The following is an 18,888-nucleotide window of genomic DNA, read 5'->3' on the forward strand; positions in this document are numbered from 1 at the left end:
TCAACTGCCTTGGCCCAATGAGGCGCCCGGGCGATGCCCCGGGCGCGCCATCAGCAGATGGGAGACCCCGATCGAGCGCTCCAGGAAGCCGCCCTCGCAATAGGCCAGGTAGAACTCCCACAGGCGGCAGAAGCGCGTATCGAAGCCCTGCGCCTGCACGTCGGGCAACCGGACGAGGAAGCGCTGGCGCCAGGCGCGCAGGGTCAGCGCGTAGGAGTGGCCGAAGTCCTGCTGGGCGATCAGCTGCAGGTCGCTGGACCGCGTTTTGGCGGCCATGATCGCGTTGATCGACGGAATGAAGCTGCCGGGGAACACGTAGCGCTTGATGTAGTCGACGCTGCGCCGGGCCTGCTCGTAGCGATGGTCCTCGATGGTGATGGCCTGCAGCAGGGCAACGCCATCAGGCTTCAACAGGCGCTGCAACGTCGCCATGTAGGTGTTCAGGTATTCGGCGCCGATGGCCTCGATCATCTCGATCGACACCAGCTTGTCGAACTGGCCCTGCAGGTCACGGTAGTCCTGCATCAGCAGCGTGACCTGGCCTTGCAGGCCTGCGGCGCGCACGCGCTCTGCCGCCAGCGCATGCTGTTCTGCGGAGATGGTGGTGGTGGTGACGTGGCAGCCGTAGTGCTGGGCGGCGTGCAGCGCAAAACCACCCCAGCCGGTGCCGATCTCCACCACGCGGTCGCCCGGTTTGAGCTTCAGCTGCTGGCAGATGCGGTCCAGCTTGCGCCGGGAGGCGGATTCCAGCGACTCGTCTTCTTTGTCGAACAGGGCTGAGGAATACATCAGGTCCGGTGACAGGAACAGGGCAAAGAAGTCGTTGCCCAGGTCATAGTGCGCGGCTATGTTGCGGCGGCTGCCCTCGCGGCTGTTGCGGCGCAGGCGGTTCCAGCCCCGCAACAGCCAGCCGCCCAGGCGGGCCGGGCCACGCTCCATGCCGTCGAGCAGGTCGCGATTGCGTACCAGCAGCCGAATCAGCGCCACCAGGTCATCGCAGTGCCATTCGCCCTGTATGTAGCTTTCACCTGCACCCACACTGCCTTGCGCTGCAACCTTGCGGTAGAACGCCGGGTCATCGATGGTGACGGTGACATGCAGTTCGCCATGCGCATCGCCCAGCCAGACTTCGCCGAGTGCATCACGCACGCACAGGCGGCCGTCGCGCATGGGGGCAAGCTGGGCCAGCAGGCGGCGGCGCAGGAATGCATCCAGGGCGCGGGGACGTGGCAAGGCGACCAGGGGAGTCATCGAATTCATCGTGGTTTCTCGGCAAGAGCAGGGTGGTCGTGCACGGGGTTGCGCTTCAGCCACAGCCGCAGCGCGTGCCAGTGGATGGCGGCCACCACCTGCGTGGTCATCAGGGGGTAGCAGGCCAGTACCCGGGCCAGCCCAGGGCCGTCCAGCACCCTTCGCTGCATGGACTGGGTGGCGTCGAACTGCCGAACGCCGTCGCGCCAGACCTGCATGTGCACGCGAAGATCATCACCAGGTGCGTTGAACCGCCAGTCGTAGCGGCAGTCCATCGGCATGAAGGGTGAGACGTGGAAGGATTTGTCGAATGTCCAGCGCAGTGATGCCCCGTCGCCGGTGGCCGCAGCTACCGGCAGCACATAGGCGTGCCGCTCCTTCCACGGGGTATTGGTGATCTCGGCGACGATGCAGTCCAAGGTGTTGCCATCGGCCCGGTAGCAGTAGTAGAAGCTGACCGGATTGAATACGTGCCCGGCGAAGCGAAGATGGGTGAGCAGGCGCACCGGGCCGGTGGGCCGATAACCCAGGGTAGCCGCGGCATGGTCGCGCACCGCATCGGCCAGTGGTTGCGCAGGGTTGCCGAAGTAGTCACTGCGGCGGAACTCGGCCAGGTTGCGGCGATTGACCGACCACAGCCAGCGCCCGGCGAACACGGTCTCCAGCTCGTCCAGATCGAGCAGCAGCTGCGCGATCGGATAGCGGAACGCGTGGGGCTGCGGATGATGCCGTCGGTGCATCACCTGCCCGAAGTAGAGTGCGCTGGCACTCACGCTGCCACCTCGCCGGGTGCGATGGTGTCGCGGTGCGGGGTGCACTCGCGCATCGCGTCCACCACGCGGCGGGCGCTGCGGATGCCGTCTTCGTGGAAACCCCAGCCCCAGTACGCGCCCGCGAACCAGGTGCGGCGGCGGCCCTGCAGCTCAGCCCAGCGCTGTTGCGCGCGTACCGCTGCGTGGTCGTGGACCGGATGGGCATAGTGCAGCCTGCGCAGTACCTTGGCCGGATCTATCGCCTCGCTGCGGTTGAGGGTCACGACCAGCGGGGTGTCACCGGGCAGGCCCTGCAGAAGGTTCATGCAATAGCTGACCGTACAGGGCGCGCCTGGCTCCTTGGGAACGTGTGCATTCCATGCGGCCCATGCCTTGCGGTTGCGCGGCAGCAGCGATGCGTCGGTATGCAGTACTGCTTCGTTGGCCTGGTAGCGGATGGCGCCGAGCACGTCGCGTTCGACCGGATCGGCGTCACGCAGCAGGGCCAGCGCCTGGTCGCTGTGGCACGCCAGGATGACCTCGTCAAAGCCCTCCACGCCGGCCGAGCTGTGCACGCGCGCGCCCCACGGCATGCGCTCGACCGAATGGACCGGACATTCCAGCCGCTCGCGTACCCGCCAGCGGGCACGCAGGGCATCGACATAGCGTGCCGAGCCACCGCTGACTACCCGCCAAGGTGCGCGCCCGGTCATCTGCAGCATCTGGTGGTTGGCCATGAACTGGGCCAGGTAGCGGGCCGGGAACTGCATGACCGTGTCGGTCGGTGACGACCACAGCGCTGAAGCCATCGGCAGCAGGTGCTCGTCGATGAACGCAGCACCGTAGCGCTGGCTGCGCAGGTACTGGCCCAGTGTCGGGCCTTCGCCTTCGGCAAGCAGCAGCGGTGCATCCCGGTAGAACCGGCGCAGGTCGGCCAGCATTCCCCAGAAGCGTGGCGAAACCAGATTGCGACGTTGGCAGAACAGGCCATCCAGCGACGTGGCGTTGTACTCGACGCCACTGCGCTCGCTGTGCATGGAGAAGCTCATGGTGGTCGGCTGCGAGGCCACACCCAGTTCTTCGAACAGTGCCGTCAGCAGTGGGTAGTGCAGGGGATTGAACACGATGAAACCGGTATCCACCGCCATGCGCGTGCCGTCCACCTGCACGTCATGGGTGTGGGTATGTCCGCCCAGGTAATCGTTGGCCTCGAACAGCGTCACTTCGTGTTCGCCGTCCAGCCACCAGGCACTGGCCAGGCCAGCGATGCCGGAGCCGATGATCGCGATGCGCATGTCAGTACCTCGCCTTGGCCAGTACCCACTCGGGGATGGGCTTGAGCCCCTTCACCAGGCCCATGGCCGCCATTGCGCGCAGCCCGTACCAGGTCAGGTCGATCTCCCACCAGCGGAACCCCTGGCGGACGGTGCCGGGGAAGAAATGGTGGTTGTTGTGCCAGCCCTCGCCGAAGGTAAGCAGCGCCAGCCAGAGGTTGTTGCGGCTGTCGTCACGGGTCTCGAAGCGCCGCCGGCCAAAACGATGGGCCAGCGAGTTGATGGTGACGGTGGCGTGGAACAGCACCACGGTGGAGATGAAGAAGCCCCACACCAGCAACTGCGGGCCAGAGGTGTGCAGCCCGGGCGCCCAGCGCTCCAGGCCGGCGCCGAGTGCGTACAGCGCAGCGGCCAGCAGTACCGGCACCGCCGTATCGAAGCGGTCCAGCCAGCGCAGCTCCGGGAAGCGCGCCAGGTCAGGCACGCGCGATAGATCCGTGGCGAATGCCTCGCGGGTGAGGAACCAGCCCATGTGGCTGCGCCAGAAGCCGCCTTCGCGCGGCGAGTGCGGGTCCAGTGGCTGGTCGGCATGCCGATGGTGATGGCGATGGTGGGCAGCCCACCACAGTGGCCCGCGTTGCACGCTGGACGCGCCGATCACCGCGAACACGAACTGCACCGTTCGCGATGCCTGGAACGTCCGGTGCGAGAAGTAGCGGTGGTAAAAGGCGGTGATCGCAAACATGCGCACTGCGTAGAGGGCTGCGGCGACGATCACTGCCGTCCACGAGATACCTACCCAGATCACCGCGATGCAGGCCAGGTGCATCAACGCGAACGGTACGGCGCGCAGCCAGTCGATGCGTCCGGGCTCGCCAGCGGCGTGGTCCGCAGCGCTGCCGGTGTCGACCCAGCGCTTCAGGGTGCGCAGCAGGCGCCAGCGTCGGCGGGGAAGGGGCGCTACAGAGGCCATGGCGGATCTCGGCGGGTGTCGTGTCTTCCTCTACGCAGCAGTGCGCGCAATGGATGCGGCCGACTGTGGAAAATTCCGGCTTCACTTGGGCATCACGCTGCAGCGTTCGACCAGCGGTTGCGCCCAGGCCTGTTGCCATTCGCTGGCGGGCCGCTCGGCCACCGGCGAGCTGAAGCGCACCGTGACCTGTGGGTAGGTGCCGCGGGTATCGCGCAGGTTGCTGGTTCCGCGGAATTCCAGCAGGCGGCGGTCGGCGCTGGCATAGACCAGCGACAGGCGCGGCGCGATGCCGCCGTACCACGTGTCCAGACTGACCTCGATGGCCTGGGCGTCGATGCCCTGCCAGCGAACAGGGCCGGTACGCCGCACCTGCACCGGGAAGAAGCGCTGCCGCCCCGGCACCAGGAAGGGCAGGCTGATGCGTTCACCTCGCAGCAGCGCTGGCCAATGCTGGCGCACCGCGGCGTCGAAGCCCGTGTCGATCACCGCATCCGGTGCCAGCTCAAGCCGACGCTGACGCAGTTCGCTGGCGGCATCTTCTTTCCAAGCGATCGACACCGACTCGCCACTCGCGTCGACTTCAGCGGTTTGCCCACTACGGCTGTCCTGCAGCGAATAACCCCGGGCCTGCGGGCGGGCGCTGGCCGGCAGATGCTTGCGGGCGAAGGGGCGGCCATCCGGGCACTGATAGAGCACCCAGCGCTCGGCGCCCTCCGATGGGCCGCGCCGCCAGTGCACTTCACGATAGAGCAGATCGCCCTGCGCCGAGGTGGCCACGCCCTCGTTGCGCAGCCAGGGCGCCGCCAGCACGGCATGGGGCAGGCACAGCAGCAGCCAGGCAGTGCGCATGGTGTTCATCCGGTAGGGAGGCTCAGGTCATACGGTGGCCGTGGCTGCTTGGATGCGCAGTGCCTGCTGCATCCAATGGCCACCCCTGCGCGTAGAGAGGACAGACCTTCACCTGCCCGCCGCTCACGCAGATGTACCCTGACGCCGCCAGCACCCTCCTCAACTTCGATACCGCACGCACCGTGTCCAGTTCCCAGCAGCCGAGCAGCGAGCCGACGAACTGGGCCGATGACATGGACAGTGTGGCGCGGCTGCGCGACCGCGACTGCTTCATGCGGATCTATGACTACTTCATGCCGCGGCTGTGCGTGTATCTGCGTGGCCTGGGGGCACCCGACGCCGTGGCCGAGGAAATGGCGCAGGAGTGCCTGCTGCGCCTGTGGTTGCGGGCGGCCGAGTATGATGCTGCCCAGGGCGCGCTGAGTACCTGGCTGTACCGGATCGCGCGAAACCTGCAGATCGACCGCATCCGTCGCGAGCGCAGCTGGATGCAGGTGCAGGCAGCGGTGGAAGACGCCGCGGCCGTGGACGTGATCGAGCGCAGCAGTGCCGAGCAGTTCGCCGACCAGGCGCGCCTTCGCCAGCGCATCAACGAGCTGCCCGCCGTGCAGGCGAGGCTGGTGCGGATGTCCTATTTCGAGGCGAAGAGCCACAGTGAGATTGCCCAGGCGCTGGGCATGCCGCTGGGGACGGTAAAGTCACACCTGCGACGTGCGTTCCTGCAACTGCAGGCCAAAGTGGGAGGTGCGCCGTGAATCCGCACCACCACCTGCACGAATCCACGCTGATGAGCTATGCCGCCGGCGCGCTGCCGGCGCCGTTGAGCATCGTGGCCGGTGCCCACCTCGAGCAGTGCCCCCACTGCCGCCAGCGCCTGCGCGATGCCGAGGCAATCGGCTCGGTGTTGCTGGAGCAGACCCAACCGCCCGCTGCCGACGGGCGTCGCGAGCAGTTGCGCGAGGCCATGCTGATGCAGCTGGCCTCGGAGGCGCCGAGCGCCATCGCCGGAACCAGGCGCCCTGTGCCGAGGGAGCGGCCCGAGGCCGACCCCGACAACCTTCCTGCATCACTGCACCCGTACTTCGGCGCATCGCTCAGCGAGCTGCGTTGGCGCTGGATGGCGCCCGGCGTGCATTGCATCCGTGCCGAGCAGATGCCCTCGCTGATCATGCTGAAGATTGCTCCGGGCAAGTGCCTGCCCATGCACAGCCATGGCCGCAGCGAACTGACCCAGATCCTGCGGGGTTCGTACAATGATGCGCTGGGGTTGTTCGCATCGGGTGACGTGGCAGATCTGGACGAAGACGTGGAGCATCAACCGGTGACCGCGCCCGGTGTCCCCTGCATCTGCGTGTCAGCGCTGGATGCGCCGCTGGTGTTCAGTGGCTGGCTGGCGCGGAAGATCCAGCGTTTCGTGAAACTCTAGCGGGGATGACGATGGCCGGGACGGGCGCATTACGGATTCTGTTGACCGGTGCCGCAGGCCTGGTCGGGCAAGGTGTGGCGCTGGCCTGCCACCGCTCACCACAGGTGTCCGGCCTGACAGCGCTGGTCCGCCATCCGGGAAGTCTGAGCGGCGCCGGCAGCGAACTGATCGTTCCGGACTTCCTGCGTATCCAGGACCGGTCGGATGAACTGGCCGGGTTCGATGCCTGCTTCTACTGTGCCGGGGCGCCACCGGTTGGCACGGCAGAGGCCGAGTACCGACGCGTGACCCTGGACACCACTCTGGCGGTGGCCCTTGCCTGGGCGGCTGCGAATCCCGAAGGGTGCTTTCTGTATGTATCCGGTGCCGGCGCGGACCCTCGGAGCCGGCTGATGCCGTTGAGGATCAAGGGCGAGACCGAAGTCGCATTGCAGAGCCTGCCGGTGCGCACCGTGATGCTGCGCCCGGGCGGTGTCAGGCCGGTCCCGGGCACCGGCACCCGTCATGCCCTGTTGAAGCCCCTTTACTGGGGCGGTGCGCCATTGATGAAACTGGCCGGTGCGGTTGCACCTTCGTTGGTGACGAGCAACCTGGCACTGGGCCAGGCGATGATTGCCTTGGCCGTCAGGGAGCATCCACCGGCGACGGTGGAGTGCGCGGACATCAACCGGATCGCGGCCGGCGGGCGCGATCCGGCGTCCTGACCTCAGTGTGGCGCTGCCTCCAGCGCGGTGCGCACGGCCGTCGCCAGATCACTTCGGGTGAACGGCTTTGGCAGCAGCGCAACGGCCCGCCCTTGGCTGCCCACCTGGTCGTGGTCACGGGGATAGCCCGACGTGAAGAGCACGGCGACCTCCGGCCAGCGTTCACGGACTTCCCGCACCAGCTCCCAGCCCGACATGCCGGGCATCACCACGTCCGAGAACAGCAGGTCCACCCTGGTATCCGGGCGTTCCAGCAGCCGCAGTGCGGAAGGGCCGTCGTGGGCTTCCAATACCCGGTAGCCCAGCAGCCGCAGTGCATCCACCGTGTGGGCGCGGACATCGTCGTTGTCCTCGGTCACCAGGATGGTTTCCTCGCGCGGCGAATAGCCTGCCAGGCCGGTCTGCGGAGTGCGCGCCTCGCTGGGCAACGGCAGCAGTGAACGCGGGAACATCATGGTGATGCTGGTGCCGCCGCCTTCCACCGAATCGATCAGCACGTGGCCGCCTGACTGCTTGACGAACCCGTGCACCATCGACAGGCCCAGGCCGGTGCCACGGCCAACCTGCTTGGTGGTGAAGAAGGGTTCGAAGACCCGGGCGAGCGTCGCCGCATCCATGCCGTGGCCGTTGTCGCGCACCCGCAGCATCACGTACTCGCCCGGCGTTGCATCCGGGAACAGCGCGGCATAGTCGTGGTCCAGATGGCTGTTGTCGACTTCAATCACCAGCCGCCCGCCATGCGGCATCGCATCGCGGGCGTTGACCGCCAGGTTCAGTACGGAGGCCTCCAGTTGGCTGATGTCGATCTCCACGCACCAGATGTCCTCCGCGCTGCGGATCTCCAGCTGCACCAGTTCACCCAGTGCACGCTGCAGCATGTCGTGCATGTCCAGCAGGCGGACATTGAGGTCAGCGGCCTGGCTGCGCAGCGGCTGGCGGCGGGCAAACGCCAGCAGGCGCTGGGTCAGGCTGGCGGCACGGCCCACCCCCTTCAGCGCATTGTCCAGCGCACGGCCCACCAGCGCACCGGCCTCGCCAGCCCTTTCACTGAGCAGCATGGCGTGCTCGACATTGCCGGAAATGACGGTCAGGATGTTGTTGAAATCATGCGCGATGCCGCCGGTGAGCTGACCGACCGCCTCGATCTTCTGTGACTGGCGCAGCGCGTGCTCGGCCTGCAGGCGTGCGGTGGTTTCGACGGCCTCGGAGACAACGGCGGTGACCGCCCCTTCGGCGTCGAGCAGCGGACGGAACGAGAAGTCGAAGCTGCGGCGGCCGGTCGGGAGCTCCAGCTCCAGCGCATGCAGTGAACTGCGGCCCTGCGCAGCGTCTCCGACGGCGCGGTCGATCGCTGCGCCCATGCCCTCGGTGGTGGCGAACCAGACCGATTCGGCGAAGTGCTGGCCAACAATGTCCTTCTTGTCTGCAAGTACAGCGGCCAAGGAAGCGTCATTGGCATCGACCACGCATCCGCGCAGATCCAGCAGCACCTGATGCTGGAAGCTGGACTCGAAGATCGCCTGCAGGCGGCGCTTGCTGGCGCGCAGCTCGGCCGTGCGCGCCTGCACCTGCTGCTCGAGCAGCTGGTTGTCCTCACGCAGGGCCAGCTCGGCCTGCTTCAGCAGCGAGATGTCGCTGCCCAGGCAGATGTAGCCGGCCACGCTGCCATCGGCGGCATGCTCCGGCACGCATTCCATCTGTACGAAACGCGACTCGCCACTGCGATGGACGAGCTCGACCTGGAAGCTCGTGCGTTCGCCCTGCAGTACCCGTTCAAGGCTGGGCAAGGCGTGTTCGAAAGCGGAGATGCCGCTGACATCGCGCGCGGTCCGGCCCAGCAGCTCGGCCAGGCTGACTCCATGCCAGTCCAGGAACGCCTTGTTGGCGAACCGGTAGCGATGCGCGTTGTCGAGCTGGGCGATCAGCGCGGGTACGGCATCGGTGACCTGCTGCAGCTGCGCCTGGCTCTCGTTCAGCGCCGCCTGGGCATGCATCAGCTGGGCGCGTTCATGGGCTTCCTGGCGAGCGCGGCGGATCGCATCCGGCAGGCGTTGCAGGCGCTGCTTGACGACGTAATCGCGCGCGCCACGGGTCAGCGCCTGTACGGCCAGCTCTTCCGTCAGTGTGCCGGAGACGAAGATGAAAGGGGTCTGTGGAATCCGCTCGCGCGCCAGCGCGAGGGCCGCATCGCCATCGAATCCGGGCAGCACATGGTCGGCCAGGATCACGTCGAACGCACGGTTGTCGATGGCCTCGATGAACGCATTGCGCGTCCACAGGCGCTCGACCTCGAACTCCAGGCCGGCACGCCGCAGCTGTGCGGTGATCAGCTCCGCATCAAGCGCGCTGTCCTCCAGCATGAGGATGCGCAGGCGCTCGCTGCGGCGCGATCCATCACGCATTGTGCTGCCCCGAGCCGCTGGGCCGGTGCGGTGGTGGCTGGTTGGTGATGCCCCAGAACATGCCCAGTCCTTGGATGGCGTCAAAGAACTCCTTGAAGTCGACCGGCTTGACCACGAATGCGTTGACGCCCAGTTCGTAACTGCGCACCAGATCCTGCTCCTCGCGCGAAGAGGTCAGCATCACAACCGGGGTGCTGCTCAGGTACGGGTCGCCACGGACCTGCTCCAGTACCTCCAAGCCATTGACTTTGGGCAGCTTCAGGTCCAGCAGCACGACCACCGGACCGCCGTGCATGGCACCGGCGAACTTGCCTTCGCAGCGGAGGTAATCCAGCGCTTCGGCGCCGTCGCGTACATGGATGACATCGTTCAACAGCTGGCAGCGCTCAAGCGCGGCCATCGTCAGCTCTGCATCCTTGGGGCTGTCCTCTACCAGGAGGATCGGCCGCAGGTCCCTCATGGGTGTTCTCCTGTGGAGCGGGGTAGGGTGAAGTGAATGGTCGCGCCCTTGCCGGGCTCGCCCTCGGCCCAGGTGCGGCCGCCATGGCGGCCGATGATGCGGCGGACATTGGCCAGGCCGATGCCGGTGCCTTCGAACTCTTCGACGTGGTGCAGGCGCTGGAACACGCCGAACAGCTTGTCCACGTAGCGCATGTCGAAGCCGCAGCCGTTGTCGCGCACGAAGAAGTGGTCTTCCTCGTCGTTTCGCTCGTGACCAACCTCGATCACTGCATGTTCGCGCTCGCGGGTGAACTTGATCGCGTTGGCCAGCAGGTTCTGCCAGACCAGGCGCAGCATCGTCGGATCGGCTTCAACCTCCGGCAGCGGTGCGAGCGTCCACTGCACGTCGCGGCCGGTGTAGTCCAGGGCCAGGCTCCGGCGCACATCCTCGGCCAGCGCGGTCATGTCCAGCCGCACACGCCCCAGCGTGGAGCGTCCCATCTGCGAGAAGCTGAGCAGGTCATCCACCAGCGTGCCGGCGGACTTGGCCGATTCCACGATCGTGTCCAGGAAGCGGCGCTCGGTATCGTTCAGGCGTTCGCCCGCCGAGCTGCCCAGCAGCTCGGAATAGCCGACAATGTGACGGAAGGGAGCGCGCAGGTCGTGGCTGACCGAATACGAGAAGGCTTCCAGTTCCTTGTTGCTGCGGAGCAGCTGCTCGTTCAGTTCGGCCATTTCCTCGGCCTTGCGCAACACGATATCGACGATGGCCGTGCGCATTTCGTGTGCCGCTTCGCAGTCAGCGTCGCTCCACGGCAGGCTGCGCTGCTGCACGGTCTCCTTCCAGGCCTCGAACGAGTTGCGCGGGGACAGCGCAACGCCCGGTGCGGCTTCCTTGCGGGGATCGCCACCCCAGCGCACGGTACGCACCACTTCCGGCCGGAACCACATCAAATAACTGTCATGCAACTGCGAAATGGACACCGCCAGCAGGCCGCTGGCCACATCGGCCAGGTGCGCGGCAGGCGACCAGTTGGCTGCCAGGTGATCGGTGCAGTAGGTTTCCTGACCGCCCTGCTGCGCGGCCAACCAGTTCGCCAGGGCCAGCACGTCGCTGGCGGAAGGGCACTGGCCAACACGCAGGCAATCGCCTTTGTGAACGATCGCCGCGCCGGCCGCGCCGGTCAGCGACAGCAGGCTGGCCTCGTCCTGGCGCAGGGCCGCCATGAAGTCCTCGTCGCCGGCCATGCGACCCAGCAGCTTGACCAGTATCGAGCGCCGCGCGACGCGCTCTTCGATCGCACGCGCCCGCTCCTTCAACGCGATCTGCAGCGACAGGATCTGGCCCATGAGCTCGCAGGCGGTACGCACGTGGTAGGGCAGGCGCCGTGGCTGCACGGTGTGGCAAGACACCAGCCCCCACAAGCGGCCTTCATGCACCAGCGATACCGACATCGATGCGCCGGTCCCCATGTTGCGCATGTACTGCAGGTGGACCGGCGAGACGCTGCGCAGCACGGCCAGGCTCAGGTCGGTGGCTGGTGCGTCGCGATGGTCGTCGGCCCGCATCAACGGCGCGGGGGTGTAGTTGTTGTCCGCGATCAGGCGCACCCGGTTGCGGCGGTAGAGTTCGCGGGCCTGCGCAGGAATGTCCGATTCGGGGAAGCGCAGGTCAAGGTAGGACGGCAACAGGCCGTTGCCATCCTCGGCCACCACGATGCCATTCCAGCCGGCATCGAACTGATAGACCAGGGTGCGGTCAAAGCCGGTCAGCCGGCGCATGTGCGCGGCAGCCAGCTGGCAGAGGTCTTCCACGGTGCCGGCCGACTCGATCCCGGCCATCAGCTCGCGGATGGCCGGATACAGTTCTTCCAGCGAGCCGGGCTGGCCGGGAACCGGCGCTTCCAGCTCGACCAGCAGATCGGTGGCGGAGCGGTGCACCAGCAGTTGATGGCGGCCATGGCCATCCAGATGCACGGCACCGACATGCGCGCTGCTGCCGACCGTCGCCTGCTGGAACAACGCCTGGAACGGCGCCAGCGCACCGCCAAGCACCTTGCTGACATGCTGCGCCAACGGCTCGCCGAACTGCTGCAGCAGCCCCGGATGGCTGATGGCGCGCTCGAGCACCTGCAGGGACTGCGGCTCAACGACCAGAAGCACACCGTACGGCTGGATCGCGCCGGGGGTATGGATCGGTTCGCGCGCGCAGCTGGACGAGGTGGTGTCGTGCGCGGATTCAGCAGAAGGCATCAAGGGCAGGGCTCATGGTTCGTGGATGGCTGGATAGCCCAGTGATACATCCGTATCCATCAATGGTGAAGCAAAATCGTGCATCCGCCTACCAGTGTGTGCGTGTGAAGCGTGTTTCTGTCCAAGCTGAATTCTTCATGTAAAGACCAGGTCGAACACTTGCAGTTTTCGCGGAGAGTACATCTGCGCTGCACATCAGCTCGACAGGTCATTGCCTAGGGTGGGTCCACTTCCCTGAGCGACCGCCCCGTGAATCTGCAGACCGTGCCCTTGCCCCCGTATCGCATGCTGCCTGACAGCTGCCAGTTCGAACTGCTGGATGTGGATGCGCTGCAGGACCCTGCCAGTGGCCGGTTGCTGCATCTGTACTCGCTGGTGGCCCGTTGCCTGTCCTGCGAGACGATCTTCAAGGCAGAGGAAGGGCAGGGCCTGGTCAGCCATACTGCGGCGCGGGTGGTGCGATGCCCCACCGGCTGCGGACAGCAGGCCTTCAAGCCGGCCCTGCTGCGGAGCTGGCACCGGCAGGCCGCGGCCCAGGCGTGACCGGCAGAGGTCACAGCAGCCCGGGATTGGCTCGCCATACCGCGAAGTTGAGCGCTGAAGCGAACGAGATCCAGGCCAGATAGGGAAGCAGCAGCGCCGCCGCAATCGGACGGACGCGCGCAAACGCGACGGTTGTTGCGCATACCAGCGCAACCAACACAAGAATGTCGGCGAAGGCCAAGGCGCCCAGCTTCCAGCCGAAGAACAGCCAGCTCCACAGCGCATTGACGGCAAGCTGCACCAGGTAGAGCATCAGCGCCGGTCGTGCTCCACGCCAGCCGCGTTCGCGCCAGACCAGCCACGCGGCAATGGCCATCATGGCGTAGAGCAAGGTCCACACCGGACCGAAGACACTGGCCGGTGGTGCCCACGGGGGAAGGGCGAGGGTGGTGTAGAAGCTTGCCGCGGATGCCGACGCCCACGCCCCCAGAGTGGCCGCGATGAAGGTGATCGCCATCCATCCCAGAAGCCCGAAAACCTGTGAACTCCGCTTCATACCGTGCAGCTCCATGATGCGCTTGATTGCGTCTACGCACTGACGCCGCAAATGGATGCAGGCCGCCAGCCTTCAGTCCGATGAACCTGCGGCGCCCGTTCCCTGGCTCGCTGGCAGCAGGGAAGGCCGCTGATCAAACCACTCGCGTGCCTTGGCCAGGTGCCACTGGCGCTGGTCACCGTCCAGCTCGATGCCCGCACCCAGCAGCCCCCAGCGCAGATACAGGTCCCCGCGCTTGCGCTGGTCGAGCAGATCCAGCCGCGCGCGTACCGACAGGCGATCGTTCTCGGCCTGCAGTCCATCGATGACCAGATGGCCTGGGCGCCAGCGCAGCGTTGCCTGTGCCTGTACCTGTCCGGAATCCAGCAGCGACAAGGTCCAGCGCGGGTAGTCGGTGCGCTCTGCGAACAGTGCAAGCAACGGACGGGCGTCGCTGAGATCCAGATCCGTGGCGGCATCGACCTGGAAGGGCGGCTGCGCATCGATGCGGCCACGCTTGAAGGCCACGCGGCCCTTCCATGCACTTGGGCGCTCTGTACCGGCCACCTGCACATTGCGCAGCTCCACGGTGGTGCCGGAGAGATCGAAATGACGTTCATTGAAGTCACCGCGGCGCAGGGTCGCGTTCACGCCGATATCGCCGCCCATTTCCAGTCCCGCCACCTTGGCACTGGCGTTGCGCGCAAACAGCCGGGCCGTGCCATGACCGACGCGTCCATCGGTGTCGAGCGTGGCATCGCCGCTCAGGCTGCCGGTGCCTTGAAGCAGCCGCACCTGCGGCGAGCCGAGGTAGCGGTTGTAGGCCGTCAGATCAGGGATGGTGGCTTCACTGAAGCGCAGCTGCGCGCGTACCCCTTTGCGCAACTCCTGCAGGCGGCCATCGCCGGCCAGGTCCAGGGCCAGGTCACGGCCGTCGAACAGGCGCACGCCCTTGGCATCGGTTGGCTGCGCAGTGAATCGTGGCAGTCGGACAGCCAGCTGTGCCTGGCTGGGGCTGCCGGCCTTCAATACGCCATGGGCACTGGCCGTGCCCGCCAAGCGGACGCCGGCGACCTCGGCCACGGCCGCGGCCGCCGGGATGTCCACGGTGCTGCCTTCGATCAGTTCGCCGTTGCGCAGGCGCAGATCGGCTTTCAGCGTGCCGCCTCCGTCCAGCTGCAGCCACGGCTTGCGGACGAACAGGGCAGGGATCCAGTTGAGCGAAGTGAACGTCCATTCGCCGCGCACTGTGCCCGAACTGCGGTCCAGCAGCTGTGCGGGCTGCTGGAAGGGGATGTCGCGGCCACTGACGTGCAGATCGGCATCCACTTCGCTGCCTGAGCCGGGTTTGGGCGGCAGGCGGGCCTGCAGGCGCAGGTCGTTGGCCACATTGAGCTGCAGGGCCAGCACGCCGCGGTCGGGGGCGCCGTCACCCAGGTAGAGCGGCACCTGCCAGATTGCGCGGTCCCCGGGCTGCAGCTGGCCGTCGATCAGGTGCAGCGCCAGTTGCAGGCGTCCGGGTATGGGCGCGCTGGAGATCTTCGGCGTTGTGGCATCCGTGTCCATGCGCAGGCCCTGGCTGCGGGCGTCGACCTCGAGCTGGGCATGCAGCAGCTTCAGCTTGGCCAGACCAGGCGCCTGGTCCCGATAGTGGCGCGGATAGCTGAAGCGTGCGCTGAGATTCATGTCACCCAGCAACTGCACACCGTCATAGCTGGTGTCCGCGTCGGCGAACGCAACTTCGGACTCGAAGAGCTCCGAAGGCCCGCCGCGTAGCTGCTTGAGGAAGCCCACCGTGCCGTGGCCCTTGCCGATGATCAGCAGCTTGCCAAAGCGTGCGCTGCGGATGCTGTCGCTGTGGATGGCGTCGAAACGCAGGGTCCAGCCGCGGTCACTGCGCGGCGGTGGCGGGATGGCTTCTTCGACGCGGCTGATCTCGGCGGAAACCCCCGTCGCCTGCAAGCGCGGAACCCGCACCTCGCGCTGGAACAGGGGCAGCACCGCCAACCGGGCGCTGGCGCGCTCGGCATGCAGCGCGTAGACCGTGTGGTTCACGTGGCCGCGCATGTGCACGTTCCAGGCGATGACATGGCCGGGCAGCAGCGTGATGGCCGGGCCGGTGGTCATCACGAACTTGTGCGGCTTGCGGTTGGTGACCTGATCGAACAACGGGGTATTGAGGAAGATGTTGCCGGCCAGCAGGTACAGCAGGTAGACGCCCAGCAGGACGTAGGCAGGAACGCGCCACCGTCGAAGCCGGTGCGGGATGTGCACGGAAACAGGAGGCATCTACTGCTCTGAGGGCCGGAATTTCCACAACTATTGCGTAGCCGACGGCGGTGGCGCGTGAAGCGGCTACGGGGCGGAAGCTTGATTCTGGTAGTGTCCGGCCTGGTCACCACCACAGATCTGCAGGAGACGCATGGAGATCCGGCCCGCCCGTGCAGGCGATTTCGGCGCGATGTGGGGCATGTTCAAGACGGCCATTGCGGCGCAGGATGCGCTGCCTTTTGCCTCCTCTTTTGAGGTCGAAACCTTTCGCGCGCATTGGTTCCTGTCGCAGACACCTTATGTGGCCGTTCTGCAGGGCCGAGTGGTGGGCATGTACAAGATGGGCCCGAACTTCCCTGATCTGGGGGCGCATGTGGCCAGCGCCACGTATGTGGTGGATGCGCCGGCACAAGGGCAAGGTGTGGGCCGGGCCCTGGTGGAACACAGCCTGGAGCGGGCGAGGGCGGAAGGGTTCCTGGCCATGCAGTTCAATTACGTGGTCAGTACCAATGGCCCGGCCGTGGCGTTGTATCGGAAGCTGGGGTTTGCGGTAGTGGGGACGCTGCCACAGGCGTTTCGGCACCGGGAATTGGGGCTGGTGGACGTCTTTGTGATGCACCGGTTCCTGTGATGCGATGCGTTGGTCGCACGTGGCCGGCGATATCCAGCCGAGGCTGGCTGCACAGTTCCTGAGGATGTCCCTCATTCTCAGCGCATCGACGCGGGCCCGCGCCTAGATGGCATGGAGCTCGCCGGCATGGAACGAGCCGAATAGCGTGACGCGTCACGGCCAGTGAGCGGCTACGGCTGGGGTGCCAGAACGCGCTCCTGAGGCCTCGGTCGTTGGTGCCGAATCGGCGAAAGCGCTCTTGCCAGGCTGGCGTGCAGCCACGGCAAGATCAGCGGCAAAACTACGCCCGCAAAGCCGTCTTTACCGGCCACTGTCAGATCCGCAAGATCCTTTGCCATTCCTGCAGAGGTTGAGGGAAGTCCAAAGGGCGGTTGGCAGTGATCGAATCACTGACAATCAGGCCGGCGCCTGGAGTGGATCAGGGGCGTGACTGGTGGAGCCTGGATCGGGCAGTGGCGTAATGAACATAATATACATTATGCGAAATGCTGTATCGGTCGGCCGTTGGCTTTGTCGGCTCCGCATGGCAATGGCTGAGGCTCTGGCTTGGCTCTTGCCTGCCTGCTGGTTCCCCCGACAAGGATGAGATTGCAGCATGAGCAAGATCGATCCCCATGATCGCATCGACCTGACCGGCCCTTGGGCCGGTTTCGGATTCCAAGCTGGGCACATGTTCACCCCTGAGGGTCACCAACTTGAGCCTTGCGACATGACCTGGTGGTCCCTGACCTGCAACATCGCGCGGGAATGGCGGCTGATGATGGCTGAGGCGGCTCCCCGGACCGCAGCTGCACGGAAAGCTTCGACCACGGCGAAATCCAGCGTCATCTACCTAGCCGAAGCGCTCAGAATTCGCCGAGAACGACGGTTCTGCGTGCGTGATCCCGGCCCCGGCGCCGAGACGTCCAATGTGGTCTACATGAGTCGTGGGCCGAAACCGCGTCAGCGCGTGTAAGGCTTTGTTCGTAGGGGCGCTGCCCCTACACCCCAGATCATTCAGTGACGGATGCTCTGGGGCGGTAGCTCTCTGCAGTCCGAGTGATATAGCCAGCGGCCCCGATTATTGCCATGTTCAACTTGTGCGCACGCGAATCATCCTTCCGGTGATGCTCGCTCAAGCCGGGCATCGCGCTTAGGAAATCATCGATCTTCCTTTCAAGGATGGACAGGTCCCGTCCATGGGCTAGCTCGTTGCGCGCGGAATTGAGTTTTTCAAGTGCGGGCCAGATGTCGACACTCTTGCCAACCACTCCCTGCGCAAGCTTCAATTTTGTCCAAAAGCTCAACTTAGCCTCAATTACAGCCTCAGGCTCGGAGAATACGGACATAATGATCACTTCAAGTTGCTCTTCTATGAAGAGGTGGCCCTGAAGAAGGTTGTGAGCGTATGGGTGCGGCTTGTTATAGCGCTCAAAGAACTCAGCTCCACGCACGTCACGAAGCTGGTCAGAATCTTCCTTGCTGATAGCCATCTTGCACCTGAGGTTAATTTCACAGTGGTTGTTGCGCGCTACATCGGTTGGAGGCTGGCTGGTTTGCAGGGGCTCCGCGCCCTGCCCTTGAAATCAACGCTCCCGGCAGCGAAGCCAGCCGCCTCTGGGAGACAAAACCTGCTCCCAGCCGTTCGATAGCTTACGCATTGCCTGACCGTCTATGCAGGCCATTCCTGAGCGTTTAGCTGCATCCGTACCCATTGCAGGCAATGCAACAACCTCGGTTGATGGCTTAGGGCGTCCCGCCTGCCTGGACTCGCCTTGAAGGACATCGGCCTCAAGCCCGTCACAAAGCGGGTTCATTCCCGGGTGCGGGTGATTAGGCCAGCGGTACTGGTCACAGTTGAATGGCGTAGTGGTCTTTGCCATCGAGTTGTGGGTCGCGCTGGGCGCTATCGGGATGTGATTTGGTGCAGGGCCCCTGACTGAATGGATCTGCTGCCCTGAAACAGAGCCGGCTGCAGCTAACAACACTCAGAAGATGCCAAGTCGAGTATCCATCCCCTCCTCCTGAGGATGTTAGCCAGCTTCCCGTTGGTGGAATTCCTACGGCGTCACCAATTTGCTGCCTACCAGGATGATCTGTAGCAACAGTAATACTGCATATGCGATCCCCGCGATGCCCGCAAGCGTCAAAATTCGCACCATTCGGTATCGCCAAGCCGGCAACTTCTCGTAGAAATTAAGCTCTACATGCCTCGCCACTGCTTGCTCGCTTCGGCAGCTTTGCATCTGAGGCAGCGCTGAGCCGAATCCAATCACCTCTACCAAAAAGTCTTCGCCTGGCGCCAAGCTCTTGATCCCCACGACATGGCGGCCGTCATGTGTTTGCTCCTGAGAGAATGGGCGCGGAGGCCAAAGGTGCATTCCATCTGGCTTCCACTGCCAAACCACCTCCACTCCATTCAGAGGAATTTTTCCATCGTTCCGAATGAAATAGGAGATGGTGTGCACAGTGATGGCATCTCTCTGCTGTCCCGAGCTATCGGCTTCAGGAGGGATATAGAAGGTAAAGCCATGCCTCTGGGCACAAAGCAGCATAGCGCGCCCCTTGGAGAGCCAGCCGAAAGTCGCTGTTAGCACAGGAGCTAACAACGATGCGATTTCTTTGCTGTGGTCTAGTAAGAACATGTGCATTCCCTGTCGCCGT

The 18,888-nt window shown here is 65.2% G+C and carries 18 protein-coding genes; 6 read left to right on the forward strand and 12 right to left on the reverse strand.

Annotation, left to right across the window (positions count from 1 at the left end; translation table 11 throughout):
* The 5 genes from AC5P9W_RS08580 to AC5P9W_RS08600 all read right to left on the reverse strand — a co-directional run bounded on the left by AC5P9W_RS08580 (position 1) and on the right by AC5P9W_RS08600 (position 5,099).
* Positions 1-1,260, reverse strand: a complete 1,260-nt coding sequence (locus tag AC5P9W_RS08580) for a class I SAM-dependent methyltransferase (RefSeq protein WP_495219058.1) — start codon at positions 1,258-1,260, stop codon at positions 1-3.
* Positions 1,257-2,024 (reverse strand): DUF1365 domain-containing protein, encoded by a 768-nt coding sequence (locus AC5P9W_RS08585; RefSeq protein ID WP_010485792.1) that lies wholly within the window; start codon positions 2,022-2,024, stop codon positions 1,257-1,259. Before AC5P9W_RS08585 ends, AC5P9W_RS08580 begins: the two co-directional genes overlap by 4 nt.
* A complete protein-coding gene (locus tag AC5P9W_RS08590) occupies positions 2,021-3,298 on the reverse strand; it encodes an NAD(P)/FAD-dependent oxidoreductase (RefSeq protein ID WP_021201799.1) in 1,278 nt (425 codons plus the stop codon). Before AC5P9W_RS08590 ends, AC5P9W_RS08585 begins: the two co-directional genes overlap by 4 nt.
* Before the next feature lies 1 nt (position 3,299).
* Complete coding sequence (locus tag AC5P9W_RS08595) at positions 3,300-4,250, reverse strand: acyl-CoA desaturase (RefSeq protein WP_053496655.1); 951 nt, start codon at positions 4,248-4,250, stop codon at positions 3,300-3,302.
* An 81-nt stretch (positions 4,251-4,331) separates the two neighbouring features.
* A complete protein-coding gene (locus AC5P9W_RS08600; RefSeq protein WP_111098342.1) occupies positions 4,332-5,099 on the reverse strand; it encodes a hypothetical protein in 768 nt (255 codons plus the stop codon).
* Between the two features lie 131 nt (positions 5,100-5,230).
* On the opposite strand from AC5P9W_RS08600, the gene AC5P9W_RS08605 reads away from it, so the two are divergent.
* Genes AC5P9W_RS08605 through AC5P9W_RS08615 form a run of 3 tightly spaced genes read left to right on the forward strand, consistent with a single transcriptional unit; the run spans position 5,231 to position 7,229 of the window.
* On the forward strand, positions 5,231-5,854 hold the full coding sequence (locus AC5P9W_RS08605) for a sigma-70 family RNA polymerase sigma factor (protein ID WP_021201802.1): 624 nt from the start codon (positions 5,231-5,233) through the stop codon (positions 5,852-5,854).
* Positions 5,851-6,525 (forward strand): ChrR family anti-sigma-E factor, encoded by a 675-nt coding sequence (locus tag AC5P9W_RS08610; protein WP_021201803.1) that lies wholly within the window; start codon positions 5,851-5,853, stop codon positions 6,523-6,525. The genes AC5P9W_RS08605 and AC5P9W_RS08610 overlap by 4 nt, the downstream gene beginning before the upstream one ends.
* A gap of 11 nt (positions 6,526-6,536) precedes the next feature.
* Positions 6,537-7,229: a Rossmann-fold NAD(P)-binding domain-containing protein gene (locus AC5P9W_RS08615; protein ID WP_031269078.1), complete on the forward strand. Its 693-nt coding sequence runs from the start codon at positions 6,537-6,539 to the stop codon at positions 7,227-7,229.
* A 2-nt stretch (positions 7,230-7,231) separates the two neighbouring features.
* Here AC5P9W_RS08615 and AC5P9W_RS08620 read toward each other — a convergent pair whose 3' ends face one another.
* The 3 genes from AC5P9W_RS08620 to AC5P9W_RS08630 are packed head-to-tail and all read right to left on the reverse strand — an operon-like array spanning position 7,232 to position 12,325.
* Positions 7,232-9,631, reverse strand: coding sequence for a hybrid sensor histidine kinase/response regulator (locus AC5P9W_RS08620; protein ID WP_021201805.1), 2,400 nt, complete (start codon positions 9,629-9,631; stop codon positions 7,232-7,234).
* Positions 9,624-10,091, reverse strand: a complete 468-nt coding sequence (locus tag AC5P9W_RS08625) for a response regulator (protein ID WP_019659676.1) — start codon at positions 10,089-10,091, stop codon at positions 9,624-9,626. Before AC5P9W_RS08625 ends, AC5P9W_RS08620 begins: the two co-directional genes overlap by 8 nt.
* Positions 10,088-12,325, reverse strand: coding sequence for an ATP-binding protein (locus tag AC5P9W_RS08630; RefSeq protein WP_021201806.1), 2,238 nt, complete (start codon positions 12,323-12,325; stop codon positions 10,088-10,090). The genes AC5P9W_RS08625 and AC5P9W_RS08630 overlap by 4 nt, the downstream gene beginning before the upstream one ends.
* A 249-nt stretch (positions 12,326-12,574) precedes the next feature.
* Here AC5P9W_RS08630 and AC5P9W_RS08635 point away from each other — a divergent pair, with 249 nt between their 5' ends.
* Positions 12,575-12,868: a hypothetical protein gene (locus AC5P9W_RS08635; protein ID WP_031269080.1), complete on the forward strand. Its 294-nt coding sequence runs from the start codon at positions 12,575-12,577 to the stop codon at positions 12,866-12,868.
* Positions 12,869-12,878: 10 nt separating this feature from the next.
* On the opposite strand, the gene AC5P9W_RS08640 is transcribed toward AC5P9W_RS08635, so the two are convergent.
* Together AC5P9W_RS08640 and AC5P9W_RS08645 are read right to left on the reverse strand one after the other, a co-directional pair.
* On the reverse strand, positions 12,879-13,364 hold the full coding sequence (locus AC5P9W_RS08640; RefSeq protein WP_111102699.1) for a TspO/MBR family protein: 486 nt from the start codon (positions 13,362-13,364) through the stop codon (positions 12,879-12,881).
* Between the two features lie 72 nt (positions 13,365-13,436).
* Positions 13,437-15,632 (reverse strand): AsmA family protein, encoded by a 2,196-nt coding sequence (locus tag AC5P9W_RS08645; RefSeq protein WP_495219062.1) that lies wholly within the window; start codon positions 15,630-15,632, stop codon positions 13,437-13,439.
* A gap of 133 nt (positions 15,633-15,765) precedes the next feature.
* On the opposite strand from AC5P9W_RS08645, the gene AC5P9W_RS08650 reads away from it, so the two are divergent.
* On the forward strand, positions 15,766-16,245 hold the full coding sequence (locus AC5P9W_RS08650; protein ID WP_180832630.1) for a GNAT family N-acetyltransferase: 480 nt from the start codon (positions 15,766-15,768) through the stop codon (positions 16,243-16,245).
* A 595-nt stretch (positions 16,246-16,840) separates the two neighbouring features.
* Positions 16,841-17,200, forward strand: a complete 360-nt coding sequence (locus tag AC5P9W_RS08655; protein WP_080352922.1) for a DUF3653 domain-containing protein — start codon at positions 16,841-16,843, stop codon at positions 17,198-17,200.
* A gap of 37 nt (positions 17,201-17,237) precedes the next feature.
* On the opposite strand, the gene AC5P9W_RS08660 is transcribed toward AC5P9W_RS08655, so the two are convergent.
* The gene (locus AC5P9W_RS08660; RefSeq protein WP_088430497.1) at positions 17,238-17,717 is read right to left on the reverse strand and encodes a hypothetical protein; all 480 of its coding nucleotides are present in this window, start codon (positions 17,715-17,717) and stop codon (positions 17,238-17,240) included.
* 567 nt (positions 17,718-18,284) lie between these two features.
* A complete protein-coding gene (locus AC5P9W_RS08665) occupies positions 18,285-18,869 on the reverse strand; it encodes a hypothetical protein (RefSeq protein WP_495219065.1) in 585 nt (194 codons plus the stop codon).
* Positions 18,870-18,888 lie beyond the last annotated feature (19 nt).

It is taken from the genome of Stenotrophomonas sp. YJH_SMC_33 (genome assembly GCF_059372295.1).